Origin of the sequence: Bacillus oleivorans (assembly GCF_900207585.1) — a bacterium.
In the GTDB taxonomy this organism is placed as follows: Bacteria; Bacillota; Bacilli; order Bacillales; family JC228; genus Bacillus_BF; species Bacillus_BF oleivorans.
The window spans coordinates 92,292-105,130 of record NZ_OAOP01000012.1 but is presented as its reverse complement, the minus strand read 5'-3'; the positions used below and the strand labels follow the sequence as shown (position 1 = coordinate 105,130).

Annotated in this window: 13 protein-coding genes and 1 tRNA gene; 7 read left to right on the top strand and 7 right to left on the bottom strand. The window is 40.8% G+C overall.

From position 1 onward, the window contains the following. Positions 1-57: 57 nt before the first annotated feature. From CRO56_RS20675 to thiE, 4 genes are read left to right on the top strand one after another with little or no spacing between them, the layout of a single operon-like run. The gene (locus tag CRO56_RS20675) at positions 58-819 is read left to right on the top strand and encodes a 3-oxoacyl-ACP reductase (protein WP_097160529.1); all 762 of its coding nucleotides are present in this window, start codon (positions 58-60) and stop codon (positions 817-819) included. Between the two features lie 19 nt (positions 820-838). Then, on the top strand, positions 839-1,648 hold the full coding sequence (gene thiM / locus CRO56_RS20670) for a hydroxyethylthiazole kinase (protein ID WP_097160528.1): 810 nt from the start codon (positions 839-841) through the stop codon (positions 1,646-1,648). Between the two features lie 15 nt (positions 1,649-1,663). After that, positions 1,664-2,491: a bifunctional hydroxymethylpyrimidine kinase/phosphomethylpyrimidine kinase gene (thiD, locus tag CRO56_RS20665; protein WP_097160527.1), complete on the top strand. Its 828-nt coding sequence runs from the start codon at positions 1,664-1,666 to the stop codon at positions 2,489-2,491. Next, entirely contained in the window at positions 2,478-3,137 is a 660-nt protein-coding gene (thiE, locus tag CRO56_RS20660; protein ID WP_097160526.1) for a thiamine phosphate synthase, read from the top strand. Before thiD ends, thiE begins: the two co-directional genes overlap by 14 nt. Positions 3,138-3,163: 26 nt before the next feature. Here the strand turns inward: thiE and CRO56_RS20655 are convergent, their stop codons facing one another. The 6 genes from CRO56_RS20655 to CRO56_RS20630 form a co-directional block, all read right to left on the bottom strand. Then, positions 3,164-4,156 carry an ABC transporter ATP-binding protein gene (locus tag CRO56_RS20655; protein WP_097160525.1) on the bottom strand — a complete coding sequence of 331 codons (993 nt, stop codon included), beginning with the start codon at positions 4,154-4,156 and terminating at the stop codon, positions 3,164-3,166. Further along, a complete protein-coding gene (locus CRO56_RS20650; RefSeq protein ID WP_097160524.1) occupies positions 4,153-5,145 on the bottom strand; it encodes an ABC transporter ATP-binding protein in 993 nt (330 codons plus the stop codon). The genes CRO56_RS20655 and CRO56_RS20650 overlap by 4 nt, the downstream gene beginning before the upstream one ends. A gap of 525 nt (positions 5,146-5,670) precedes the next feature. Next, positions 5,671-6,501, bottom strand: a complete 831-nt coding sequence (locus tag CRO56_RS20645; protein ID WP_097160523.1) for an ABC transporter permease — start codon at positions 6,499-6,501, stop codon at positions 5,671-5,673. Between the two features lie 17 nt (positions 6,502-6,518). Beyond that, complete coding sequence (locus CRO56_RS20640) at positions 6,519-7,463, bottom strand: ABC transporter permease (protein ID WP_097160522.1); 945 nt, start codon at positions 7,461-7,463, stop codon at positions 6,519-6,521. Between the two features lie 52 nt (positions 7,464-7,515). Beyond that, entirely contained in the window at positions 7,516-9,066 is a 1,551-nt protein-coding gene (locus CRO56_RS20635; RefSeq protein ID WP_097160521.1) for an ABC transporter substrate-binding protein, read from the bottom strand. Positions 9,067-9,161: 95 nt separating this feature from the next. Next, positions 9,162-9,386 carry a hypothetical protein gene (locus tag CRO56_RS20630; RefSeq protein WP_097160520.1) on the bottom strand — a complete coding sequence of 75 codons (225 nt, stop codon included), beginning with the start codon at positions 9,384-9,386 and terminating at the stop codon, positions 9,162-9,164. 165 nt (positions 9,387-9,551) lie between these two features. Here CRO56_RS20630 and CRO56_RS20625 point away from each other — a divergent pair, with 165 nt between their 5' ends. Beyond that, on the top strand, positions 9,552-10,127 hold the full coding sequence (locus CRO56_RS20625; protein ID WP_097160519.1) for a CBO0543 family protein: 576 nt from the start codon (positions 9,552-9,554) through the stop codon (positions 10,125-10,127). Positions 10,128-10,520: 393 nt separating this feature from the next. Continuing rightward, positions 10,521-11,753 carry a serine/threonine transporter SstT gene (gene sstT / locus CRO56_RS20620; RefSeq protein ID WP_097160518.1) on the top strand — a complete coding sequence of 411 codons (1,233 nt, stop codon included), beginning with the start codon at positions 10,521-10,523 and terminating at the stop codon, positions 11,751-11,753. Between the two features lie 324 nt (positions 11,754-12,077). On the opposite strand, the gene CRO56_RS23060 is transcribed toward sstT, so the two are convergent. After that, positions 12,078-12,175 (bottom strand) — tRNA-Sec (locus tag CRO56_RS23060). A gap of 184 nt (positions 12,176-12,359) precedes the next feature. Between CRO56_RS23060 and CRO56_RS20615 the strand changes: the two genes are divergently transcribed. Beyond that, positions 12,360-12,785 (top strand): DUF2621 domain-containing protein, encoded by a 426-nt coding sequence (locus CRO56_RS20615; RefSeq protein WP_097160517.1) that lies wholly within the window; start codon positions 12,360-12,362, stop codon positions 12,783-12,785. Positions 12,786-12,839 lie beyond the last annotated feature (54 nt).

Below are 12,839 nucleotides of genomic sequence, written 5' to 3'. Positions count from 1 at the left end.
TTTATCGGATACCCCTAATCCGAAGCTCAGTTGATATCATAAACCAGGAGGATTTATATGAAACTTCAAGAACAGGTTGTCCTAATCACCGGAGGAAGCAGGGGCTTAGGGCTCGAGACGGTCAAGGCATTTGCGCGGGAAGGTGCAAGAGTTGTGATTAACTATTTTCATAGTGAAGAAAATGCTTATGAATTACAAAATCAGATTGGAGAACGAGCGATTGCAATTCGTGCTGATGTCCGTAATCCAATCCAAGTTCGGGAGATGTTTGCTAAAGCTAAAAAACACTTTGGCTCCCCGATTACAACCATTGTGAATAATGCACTCGTGAATTTTAAATTTGATCCAGTTGCCAAGAAAGATGCCTTTTTCATTGAATGGGAAGACTATCACGCCCAGTTAGAAGGTGCGATTCGCGGTGCTCTGAATACCGTTCAGGCGGGAATAAATGATATGAAAGAAATAGGTTATGGCCGGATTATCTCGATCGGGACCAATTTATTTCAAAATCCAGTGGTTGCCTATCACGATTATACAACTAGCAAAGCCGCCCTTGTTGGTTTCACAAGAAATATGGCAAATGAATTAGGCCAATATGGAATTACAGTCAACATGGTTTCAGGCGGGCTATTAAAAGTTACGGATGCAAGTTCCGCAACCTCTGAGGAAGTGTTCCAATTAATCGAGAATACAACTCCACTAAGAAAGGTCACCGACCCGGCTGAAGTTGCGGATGCTGTTGTATTCTTTGCATCCCCTTGGGCTAGAGCCGTTACTGGACAGAATCTGATTGTTGATGGCGGTCTAGTCATGAAATAAAACATGAGGAGGAATTAAAATGAATGTTCACGAGATTAGCAGTTTATTAGATAAACTAAGGGAAACCAATCCGCTCGTCCACAATATTACAAATGTGGTCGTCACTAATTTTACCGCTAATGGGCTTCTTTCTATTGGTGCCTCCCCTGTTATGGCATATGCCCGTGAGGAAGTCTCGGATATGGCAAAAATAGCCGGTGCCTTGGTGCTAAACATCGGTACCTTGACTGCCGAGGAAGTCGAAAGCATGCTGATTGCCGGCCGCTCGGCTAATGAACACGGAGTTCCAGTCATTTTTGACCCAGTTGGTGCCGGGGCAACCCCTTATCGGACCGAAACAGCTAAAAGACTATTAAATGATCTCGACATTTCTATTGTGAGAGGAAATGCGGCTGAAATTGCAAATGCCGGAGACCTTTCATGGCAAATTAAAGGGGTCGATACAGGCGAAGCACAAGGCAATCCGATTGAGATGGGTATTAAAGTGGCGAAGAAACTTAATACCACTATCGTGATAACTGGCAAACAAGACGTGATTACAGATGGTCAAACAACTTATATCATGAACAACGGTCATCCCTATTTAACAAAGGTGACCGGGGCAGGGTGTTTATTAACTTCAGTAATAGGCGCGTTTTCAGCTCTTGAAAAGGATCCTATAAAAGCGGCGGTAGCTGCTTTAGTTGTGTACGGTGTTGCAGCGGAAATAGCAGCTGAAGCAGCGAGCGACAAAGGGCCAGGATTGTTTCAGAGTGAATTTTTAAATGCTCTGCACAAAGTTGGTACTCAAGATATAGAGAAGTATGCTTCATTTGAAAAAATGATTTAATAAGGAGGCATTCCGATGGGCGTGAAAAAAGCTTTAACGATTGCCGGCTCTGATAGCGGCGGCGGTGCTGGCATTCAGGCAGATTTAAAAACATTTCAGGAACTTGGCGTATTTGGTATGTCCGCTTTGACTGCAGTGACTGCGCAAAATACGTTAGGGGTTCAGGGTGTTTATCCCATTAAGCCTGAGGCTGTTCAAAAACAAATTCAGTCAATTGCAGAAGACCTAAATCCCGATGCTGTAAAAACGGGGATGCTCTTTGATGCGGAAATTATCGAAATTGTAGCGGCTGAGATTGTGCGAAATAGGTGGAAACATATCGTGATTGATCCAGTTATGATCGCAAAAGGAGGAGCCAGCCTGCTGCAAAAAGATGCGATTGCTGCCATGAAAGAATTTCTCCTCCCTTTAGCAATGGTGATCACTCCGAATATTCCGGAAGCTGAGGTTTTGACTGGTTTTACGATTACAAACTTACAGGATAAAAAAGAGGCGGTGCAAAAGCTGCACAGCTTAGGAGCGAGACATGTGATTTTAAAAGGCGGTCATGAAGATGACGAAGCTTTCGCGACAGATCTTTTATTTGACGGAAAAGATTTTTATGAACTGAAGAGCCAAAGGCTTGCAACGAATAATACACATGGAACTGGCTGCACTTTTTCAGCAGCGATTACTGCAGGTCTTGCTGACGCCATGAGTGTTGCAGAAGCAGTAAAACGGGCGAAGTTATTTATTCAGGCTGCGATCGAGGATGACCTCAAGCTCGGCAGCGGTCACGGGCCGACCAACCACTGGGCCTTTAATAATCGGAAAAAGGAAGAGCTCATGTATGGACAGAATTAAGCAGGATCCATTAAGAGAACTGTTAAGAGTGTATTTTATATTGGGCAGTCCTAATTGCCTGCAGGCTCCTGAAGTCGTGTTAGAGGCTGCGATTAAAGGAGGCATTACCCTTTTCCAGTTCCGTGAAAAAGGAAAAGGCTGTCTTCAGGGTGAAGAGAAACTCAACTTTGCGAAAAAGCTGCAATCGATTTGTCAATCCATTTATGTTCCTTTTATCGTCAATGATGATATCGATTTAGCCCTTGAAATTGATGCGGATGGTATTCATATTGGCCAGGAGGATGAACCAGCTGATGTGGTTCGGAAAAAGATAGGAAACAAAATTCTTGGAGTTTCTGCACATAACTTAAGCGAGGCTGAAAAGGCGATTGCTGCAGGAGCCGATTACCTTGGGATTGGTCCAATCTATCCTACGACTACGAAGGAAGACGCCAAAGAAGCTCAAGGGTTAAGTTTTATAAAAGAATTAAGACAGACAGGTTTCGACATCCCCCTAGTAGGAATTGGCGGGATTACAGCAGAGAATGCAGGTCCGATTGTAAAAGCAGGTGCTGATGGTGTTTCGGTTATTACGGCAATTAGCCAAGCAGCCGATCCAGAAGCAGCTTCCCGGTTATTAAGGAAAGCAGTTTTATCAAATATTTAAAATAAATGCCCTATTCCGGATTTGGATTAGGGCATTTCCCTCTCTTTTTCATCATATAAATGGCAAGCCACCCAATGATTCCTTTCTATTTCTTGAAATGATGGTTTTTCACTTGCACACCGATTAAACGCGTACGAACATCTTAAGCGGAATGGACAGCCAGATGGCGGATCGGATGGATCAGGTACATCCCCCTGCAAAATAATTCTTTCCTTCTTTTCTGAAGGATCCAGTGATGGTATCGCAGATAATAATGCTTTTGTATAAGGATGAAGCGGATTTTCATAAAGGTTGCTTGTGTCAGCCAGCTCCATTAATTGTCCTAGATACATGACCCCGACCCGGTCACTGATGTGCTTGACCACATTCAGATCATGCGAAATAAATATATAGGTTAATTCAAACTCTTCCTGAAGCTGAATCAGCAAATTCAAGATCTGCGATTGGATCGAAACGTCTAAGGCAGAAACAGCTTCGTCTAAAATCACGACTTCCGGTTTGACAATCAACGCTCGGGCAATACTGATTCTCTGCCTTTGTCCGCCGCTAAATTCGTGGGAATACAGTTTCAGCTGTGCACTTGACAGCCCCACTTTTTCTATCATTTCTTCTGCGATTTCAACCGCTTCTTTGCGGGTCGCCAGTTTATGAGTCAGCAATGGTTCGGTCAATAATTCCTTAACAGTCATGCGCGGGTTTAACGAGCTAAACGGATCCTGAAAAATCATTTGCAAGTCTTTTCTCATTTTCCGAAATTGACCCTTAGAAATCTCTAAAATATTGACCCCTTTAAAAAATACTTCCCCGGATGTGGATTCATATAAACGAAGAATCGTTCTGCCTGTTGTTGATTTTCCGCAGCCGCTTTCCCCGACCAATGCTAGCGTTTCTTTCCTTTTAACCTTAAAGCTAATGTCATCTACTGCTTTTATATAACCTTTTGTCTTCATCAAAATGCCGGCTTTAACCGGAAAATATTTTTTTAAATGATTGACTTCCAATACGTAATGGTTACTCATCTATTTTGTCCCTCCTCTTCATGGAGCCAGCATTTACTGTGATGGTCATCTGAAACAGCTAACATCGGAGGCTCTTGGGTTTTACATTTTTCCATGGCGAACGGACATCTGCTGACAAAGCGGCAGCCAAGCTCCTGATATTGAACAGGAGTCGGGACATTTCCAGGGATCGAATATAACGTTGTTTTATGATCTCCTAACGACCTGATTGATTGCAGGAGACCTTGTGTATAAGGATGAGCAGGTTGACCAAATAGTTCCGCAACGGCTGATTCCTCTACAATTTGGCCAGCGTACATCACGGCTACTCTTTCACATGTTTCATTAATTACACCTAAATCATGGGTAATCATGAGGATGGAAGTTTCATGGGTTACCGACAGCTCATTCATCAAGTCCAGAATTTGCGCTTGTATCGTAACATCTAAGGCAGTCGTCGGCTCGTCGGCAATCAGTAATTTCGGCTGGCATATTAACGCCATCGCAATCATAATCCGCTGCCGCATCCCGCCTGAAAGCTGGTGCGGATAGCTTTTAAAGATGTCCTTTGGACGGGAGATGCCAACCTTTGAGATCATTTCGAGTCCCAGCTCGCGCATCTCTTTTTTCTCATATTTACGGTGAAATCGAAGAACTTCCAATAACTGGTGCTCAATCGCAAATAAGGGATCGAGCGCAGTCATGGGTTCTTGGAAGACCATTGAAATCTCGTTCCCTCTTACATTTTGCATTTCCCTTTTAGAGAGTTTGGTCAGGTCTTTTTTCTCTTTCGTGTTTAAGGTAATGCTCCCGCTTTTTATTTGTAATGCTTCAGGAAGAAGATTCATGATTGCAAGCGACGTAAGACTTTTCCCGCTCCCTGACTCTCCCACAATCCCATACTTCATCTTTTTCCCGATCTCTAAATTAATCCCTTTGATAACATTCACCGATTGCCTTCTGCTGTTTAAATCAATTGACAGATCTTTAATTTCTAAAACTGCATTCAAGGTTATTCTCCCCTTATATTTGGCGATAGTAACTGTTTATAGCAACTCAGGTACTATTTTCGGAACTTAGCACTCTTTTTTCCGAACTCAGCCTCTATTTAACCGAAATCAGCTGCCCTTTTCCGAACTCAGACACCTTTTTTCTGAACTCAGACACCCTTTTTCCGAACTCAGCCCCTGTTTATCCGAACTCAGCTACCCCTTTTCCGAACTCAGCTACCCTTTTTCCGAACTCAGCCCCTGTTTATCCGAAGTCAGCTGCCCTTTTTCCGAACTCAGACACCCTTTTTACGAACTCAGCCCCGGTTTTTCCGAACTCAGCTACCCTTTTTCCGAACTCAGACACCTTTTTCCGAACTCAGCTACCCTTTTTCCGAACTCAGCTACCCTTTTTCCGAACTCAGCCCCGGTTTATCCGAACTCAACCCCTGTTTATCCGAACGCAGTCTCCATTTAAATGAATTCGCTACCGTTAAAGCGAACAAAGAGCCGGTTTACCATACATAACTCAGAACGAGTTACGCTCTACTGCCTCAACTTCGGATCCAGCAAATCTCGTAAACTATCTCCTAACAAATTGAAACAGAATATCGTAAACACCGTGGCCCCGACCGGAAAGAGAATCGTCCATGGAGCAAACTCCATATATGTCCGGCTTTCACTTAACATTACACCCCATGACGGATCAGGCGGCTGCACCCCTAACCCAAGAAAGCTTAAAGCCGCTTCTGTTAAAATGGCCCCTGATAAAGCAAGTGTCACTTGTACAATAAAGGGGGCCATGATGTTAGGCGTGATATGTTTAAAAATTATCTTCACAGGATGAACTCCGATCGCTACAGCACTCGCCAAATATTCATTTTCTTTCACGGCAAGGACAGCTGATCTTACGAGCCTTGTAAAAACCGGAGTAAAAACAATTCCAATTGCAATCATCGTATTGGTTAAGCTTGGTCCTAAAACAGCGACAATGGTTAACGCCAGTAAAATATCAGGAAAGGCAAAGAAAATGTCCATAATCCGCATAATCACCTGGTCGGCTTTCCCTTGGAAGTAGCCGCTAATCATCCCTAACAGCAAACCTAGACCTGCGCCAATCCCAACTGCAATAATCCCTACTTTTAAGGAAACCTGTGCACCATATAAAATTCTCGTAAAAATATCTCTCCCCAGTTCATCCGTTCCGAATAAAAACTGACTGCTGGGTCCTTCCAAGACATGATCCGTAAACATTTGGTCTGGTCTATAAGGTGCGACAAACGGGGCGATGACAGCCATGATAATCACGAGGGCAATTCCGATAAATCCGATTAAACCCACCTTATCATCTAGTAATCTCTGAAAGAATCCTCTCACCTGAGATCTCACTTCCTTTATTTGTACGTGATTCTTGGATCCAAAAAAGAATACAAGAGGTCAACAATTAAATTGATGATGACAAAAACAAAGGCAATAAAGAGGACTGAGCCTTGAACGACGGTAAAGTCTCGCTGATTAATGCCGGTCAAAACAAGTTGTCCTAATCCAGGCAACGAAAAAATCTGCTCGATAATAACAGTGCCGCCTAACAAAACTCCAATTTGCATCCCGATAATCGTTAATATTGGGATCATCGCGTTTCTCAAGGCGTGATTAAAGATGACGACTCGTTCTTTCGCACCCTTTGCCCGAATCGTTCGAATAAAGTCTTGTCTTAAAATCTCTAAAATGGACGAACGCGTCATTCTCATAACCGCACCTGCCATTGAGGTTCCTAATACAAATGCAGGTAAAATTAAGATTTGCAGATTCGTAATCGGATCTTCAAAAAAACCGACATACCCAACCGGAGGGCTATAGGAGAAATAGATCGCAAGCAGCATGATTATCACGATGGCAAAAGCAAAGTTTGGAACTGAAACGCCCAGTAAAGAAATAATTCTAACGGAAAAATCCGTTTTTGAATTACGCTTTATTCCGGCAATAATTCCTAGAGGAATTGCAATAATCCAAGAAATAAGCGCAGCTAACAACGTTAACTCAAAGGTAATCGCAAATCGGCTTAAAATATCAGGCAGAATCTCTTTCCCCGTCCGCATGGATTCACCGAAATCACCGAGCAGCACTCCTCCCATCCAGTTCAGATACTGCTCAAGCAGCGGCAAATCTAGGCCAAACTCCTTCCTTAACTGGGCCAAGGCTTCAGGCGTGGCGTCCGTCCCTAAAATCGTCTGAGCCACGTCACCAGGTATAATTCGTAAAGTACAGAAGATAAAGATCGATATGCCAAATAAAACAGGAATTAGCATTAATAATCTTCTTAGAATGTATGCATACATCATGCTCACCCTTATTCAAAATCGGAGGCTGCTCATTAGCAGCCTCTCCTCATCATTTTTTTGATGTCTCAACAATGTATTCTCCATTATGCGGATATGGTGTAAAGCCTTCGACAGTATTTCGAACCGCCACATATTTCATTGGGGATACTAGGAATAGATTTGGCGATAATTCTAATAGTTTTTCTTGCGCATTAACGTATATTTGCTTCCGTTCCTCTTGATCAATTGTGGTTTTTCCGGTCTCAACTAAGCTATCAAACTCACTGTCCGAGAAGCCCCACACATTGGCCGACCCGTTTGTATGGAAAAAGTAATTGAGGGCACGGTCCGGGTCTGTACCCGATCCGTTGCGTCCCACTAAAATATCAGCCGATGTATTGGACCAGGTATCGATGTACTCGCCCCACTCGATTTGCTTAATTTCAGCATTGACCCCAATTTCTGCCCATTGCTGCTGCAGAATTTGGGCCGTATCGACCATATCTGCATAAGTTGAAGCTGTCGTGATGGTAATATCAAAGCCATCCGGGTAACCCGCATTCGCAAGCAGCTGTTTTGCTTTTTCAAGATCATTCGCATAGAGTTCATGCTGCGTTACATCAATCGCCCAGTCTCCCATCGAAGGCGCAACTGGACCAGAAACAATCGCATCCCCATTCCAGACAATATCGGCTATACTTTGCCGGTTTGTCGCTAAGCTTAAAGCTTGGCGGACTTTTTCATTGTTTAATGGTTCTGCATTTACATTAAATCCGACGTAGCTGTATTCCAATGATTGATAGCTTTTAATCTCGACATTTTGTTCATTTTCAATGAGAGCTGCAGATTGTGCGGTGAGAGTGGTTAAATCTACTTCACCCGTACGTATCGCCGATAATCTTGCTGCTTCTTCTTTCATTGTGTAATAAATCACTTTATCGAGCTTTGGTAAGCCTTCTTTGTAATAGTCTTCGTTTTTCTCTAAAACTACCCGATTATCAGGCACCCACTCTACAAATTTAAAAGGACCCGTTCCAACTGCAACCTGCTGCAAGTCACCATTTTCCTCAACTGCCTCTTTTGCTACGACAGCTGCACTGGAGTTGGTCAAATTAGCTAAAAATGTAGCATCTGTTGTTTTTAAGTTAAACTGAATTTTATAATCGTCTAGAACTTCAATACTTTCCACATTGGCAAAATAAGAAGCAATATGAGAAGCCGTTTCTTCAGCTAAAATCCGTTCAAAGCTATATTTGACATCCTCAGCTGTCATTTCCCGGCCATTATGAAACTTCACGCCCTCTTGAAGATTAAAAATATACGTCTTGTCATCGGGCTGTTCCCAATCAACCGCTAAATCACCCACGATATTCATATTTTCATCAAATTGAACCAAACCGCTATAAATCTGCGAATAAATCCGCACCGATGAATGAGCTGGCGTCTTATGAGGATCTAACCCTGCCGGTTCCTGATCATTCGCAATTTTTAACTCCTGAACCACTCCAGGATCATTGTTCGGTTCTCCCTCTTCATCGGTTTGTCCCTCATTCGAGCATGCCATTAATAGAAAGGTCAAACACGAGAATATGAAAAATAAAGCAAAGCCCCTTTTCTTCATCCCCTTTTCCTCCCCCTTTTTCAGGAAAATAGAATACTCATTTCATTTTTCACTTCAATTGGCCGAAACAACATGTCAGTCAATATTTGTACAAATTATATTAATTGGCTTGGGTTTATATGCTGTGAATATTGATTTATCTTTTTTGAAACAGAGGGACGGTTCTTCTGTTTCATGAAACAGAAGAACCGTCCCTCTGTTTCTTCAAAAAAATCCTGCTCATCCTTCATTGGACGCTTTACTGCGACAAGCAGATGTAATTGACAAACCATCTTTTCCAGAACCTGAACCGTCATTGTTTCAATTAAAATTGTTATCACCGTTTAAACCTAACAAGATGTTTTTTTAAGAAACAATGTGTATATATATGGTACTCTAGCAAAATCAAATCTCAGTCAGTTCCGAAAAATAAATTATAAAATTTTACCAACCGGTACAAACTATGGAAAAAACAGTTAGATTTGGTCAGTAAAAGGAGTCTAAGGATGTACGATGAACAATTAAAACAATTTGAAGAATTAATCAAACAAGAAAAAGATCTATCTAAAAATTGGATTGATTATTGGTTTGAATTTTCAGGGTTGTATACCTGGCAATTTTGGTTTAATTTTATAATGCTCGTTGTACCATTAATTGCTCTTTTCTTTTTCCTTGACAGAAAAAGAGCCTTACACATTGGATTCTTTGGCTATACTCACCATATGATTGCTCTATATTTCGATGGTTTCGGGACTAGAAATGGTTTTTGGGAATATCCCTATAAAGTCTTTCCCTTTTTTCCAGTCAACGTTGGGTTAGATGCCGCACTCATCCCTGTAGTATACATGCTCCTCTATCAATGGTTATTGAAAACCGGGAAAAATTATTATGTGTATGCGTTCTTTGTTTGTCTTTTCTTTGCATTCCTGTTTAAGCCAATTATAGAAGTTATGGGGTTATTCAAGTTAGGGGAAAACATGAACTATATCTATCTGTTTATGGTCTATTTAGCCGCTGCTATTATTGCGAAGCTGATTACCAATATATTTATAGCTGCAGAAAAGAGTGTCGACTCGGATTAACTCATTTTCTTACATATTCATCAGTAAAATCAGGATACAGGTTTAATTCCCCTCTATAGAAATATATCTTTAATAAAAACTTAAAGTGCTGTTTATGACAGCACTTTGATTTTTATTTCCCTATTCTCTTACCATCTTCAAATCACACATTTCCGATAAATCTCTAATGCTGTAGGCAATATGGGATAAATATAAAGTTTTTTCAATATCAGCTATTTAGTCTGACCTTTTCCTTATTTCTATTTTCCTTGAAGATTCTTAAACTTAACAAATATTTCAATATAATAATTTGTTTGATAATTATAATGTTCATGTTAAACTTACATATGGTCCCCTCATAAAAAATATCTACCTCTTTTGTTACGCACTATTTTAATAATAGGAGGGTTTTAAATGAAAAATTTAATTCACAAGTGGAACCAAGTGAGCCTAGTAAAACGAATCCTTGTAGGTATTTTTATTGGTATTATCCTAGCTTTAACGATTCCTAATACTGCTGAATGGATCACCATTTTTGGTACTTTATTTGTAGGTGCATTAAAGGCTGTCGCCCCAATACTTGTCTTATTCTTAGTTATGCATGCCATCTCTAAACATAGAAGTGGTAACCGAACGAATATGAAATCTATTCTTGTCCTTTATGGTATAAGTACATTCTTGGCAGGTTTTGTAGGAGTTCTTGCAAGCTTTATATTTCCGGTTAGCTTATCACTTACAACAGGTGCCGAAGACCTGACTCCTCCAGGTGGAATTGTAGAAGTAATTCAGACATTACTGTTTAACATTGTGGACAACCCAATAAATGCTTTATTAAATGCCAACTATATCGGTATCCTAACGTGGGCTATCCTGCTTGGATTGGCTTTAAGAAAAGCTGCTGATTCTACCAAAAACGTGCTTGCTAATTTTTCAGATGCCATATCAGTATTAGTCAAATGGGTGATCAATTTGGCGCCGCTTGGCATCATGGGTCTTGTTTTTGAAGCAATTGTAACGAATGGTCTTTCAGCCTTGCTTGATTACGGAAAGTTACTTTTAGTTCTGCTCGGTTGTATGTTTTTTGTAGCTCTAGTGATTAATCCAATTATCGTATTTATCAATATTCGTAAAAATCCATATCCACTTGTCTTTAAATGCATAAAGGAAAGTGGTATTACAGCATTCTTTACTCGCAGCTCAGCTGCAAACATTCCAATAAATATGAATTTATGTGAAAAACTAGATTTGGATAAGGATACGTACTCGGTATCAATCCCATTAGGCGCTACCATCAATATGGCTGGTGCAGCTGTTACTATTTCTGTCCTAACCCTTGCTGCCGTGCATACTCTTGGTATTCAAATCGATATTCCGACTGCGGTTATTTTGATGGTCGTATCAGCTATTTCGGCTGCAGGTGCTTCAGGTGTCGCAGGTGGATCACTCTTACTCATTCCACTAGCGTGTAGCCTATTCGGAATTCCAAATGATATTGCGATGCAGGTAGTTGGTGTTGGCTTCATCATAGGTGTGTTACAGGACTCTTGTGAAACAGCCCTTAATTCATCCTCTGACGTTCTCTATACTGCAACAGCTGAATATGCTAAAAAGCGTAGAGAAGGTAAGGAAATTATTATTAATGCCTAGTCATTAATTTTAATAGAGCTCTCCTATTTATTAATTAAAGCTACTGATAAATTAAAGTTTTTTATAGGTATTAAAGTACTGAATAGGAAATTAAACTCTAATATGTGAATTAAAGTTATTATATAAAAAGTAGTGAGATATCAAATACCTCACTACTTTATTTTTTTCTCCTCTTATTTAATTAAAGTACCCGCTATTTGTTCACTCACAGTTCTTTTCAAAAAAAAGCCCGCTTCCTTTTTAAAGAAGCGGACTATGCTGAACATTTTTTATTAGTAATTTCTCTCTTAATTCTGTCACAACACCTATGAACAGTGACAGGTTTGGCGGGACTGTGTGGGAATCGAACCCACCAGAGACGACACGCGCCTCACATAGCGGTTTTGAAGACCGAGACGAGCACCAGCATCGTTTCCAGCCCCAAATTTTCATTTTAAACAATAGCGTTATTGATGATACTATTTTTTCTATCAAAATTCAATCTCCCCGCTCCCAATTTACTAGATACTCCCTGTCCAAATCACCTTCATTTCCTTGTCACCTACCCGAGGGGGCTTTATAATAGTAGAGACAGAATGTTGGAAGATTGTGGGGTGAATTCGTTTTATGTTAGAAGGATGGTTTTTGTGGTTCATCCTATTCTGGATTATGTTTATGGTAGTTTCTTTTGCCATCGGCGGTTTTTTTATGTTCCGCAAATTTTTAAAGCGGTTGCCTAAGGAAGATGGCAAATCAGATATGGATTGGGAAGAGTATTATGTAAATCAGACGAAAAACTTGTGGAACCCTGAGGAGAAGATTCTCTTGGAAGAACTCGTGAGTCCTGTTCCTGAGCTTTTCCGCGATGTTGCAAGACAAAAGATTGCTGGTAAAATTGGTGAATTAGCACTTAAGGAAAAAGCTAAAACCATCAATCAGGAGTTAGTGATTCGCGGTTACATTATGGCAACACCGAAACGAGATCATAAATTTTTGATCAAAAAGCTAAATGAAATGAATATTGATATTAAACCCTATCAGCATTTATTTTAAAATGGCCGGCCCTTAATTAGTTCGACACCCTCACCTGATTAAAACTCCTTTGAA

Coding starts and splice junctions, on each gene's coding strand:
- CRO56_RS20675 (WP_097160529.1), top strand. CDS start 58: ATGAAACTTCAAGAACAGGTTGTCCTAATCACCGGAGGAAGCAGGGGC.
- thiM (WP_097160528.1), top strand. CDS start 839: ATGAATGTTCACGAGATTAGCAGTTTATTAGATAAACTAAGGGAAACC.
- thiD (WP_097160527.1), top strand. CDS start 1,664: ATGGGCGTGAAAAAAGCTTTAACGATTGCCGGCTCTGATAGCGGCGGC.
- thiE (WP_097160526.1), top strand. CDS start 2,478: ATGGACAGAATTAAGCAGGATCCATTAAGAGAACTGTTAAGAGTGTAT.
- CRO56_RS20655 (WP_097160525.1), bottom strand. CDS start 4,156: ATGAGTAACCATTACGTATTGGAAGTCAATCATTTAAAAAAATATTTT.
- CRO56_RS20640 (WP_097160522.1), bottom strand. CDS start 7,463: ATGTATGCATACATTCTAAGAAGATTATTAATGCTAATTCCTGTTTTA.
- CRO56_RS20635 (WP_097160521.1), bottom strand. CDS start 9,066: ATGAAGAAAAGGGGCTTTGCTTTATTTTTCATATTCTCGTGTTTGACC.
- CRO56_RS20625 (WP_097160519.1), top strand. CDS start 9,552: ATGTACGATGAACAATTAAAACAATTTGAAGAATTAATCAAACAAGAA.
- sstT (WP_097160518.1), top strand. CDS start 10,521: ATGAAAAATTTAATTCACAAGTGGAACCAAGTGAGCCTAGTAAAACGA.
- CRO56_RS20615 (WP_097160517.1), top strand. CDS start 12,360: ATGTTAGAAGGATGGTTTTTGTGGTTCATCCTATTCTGGATTATGTTT.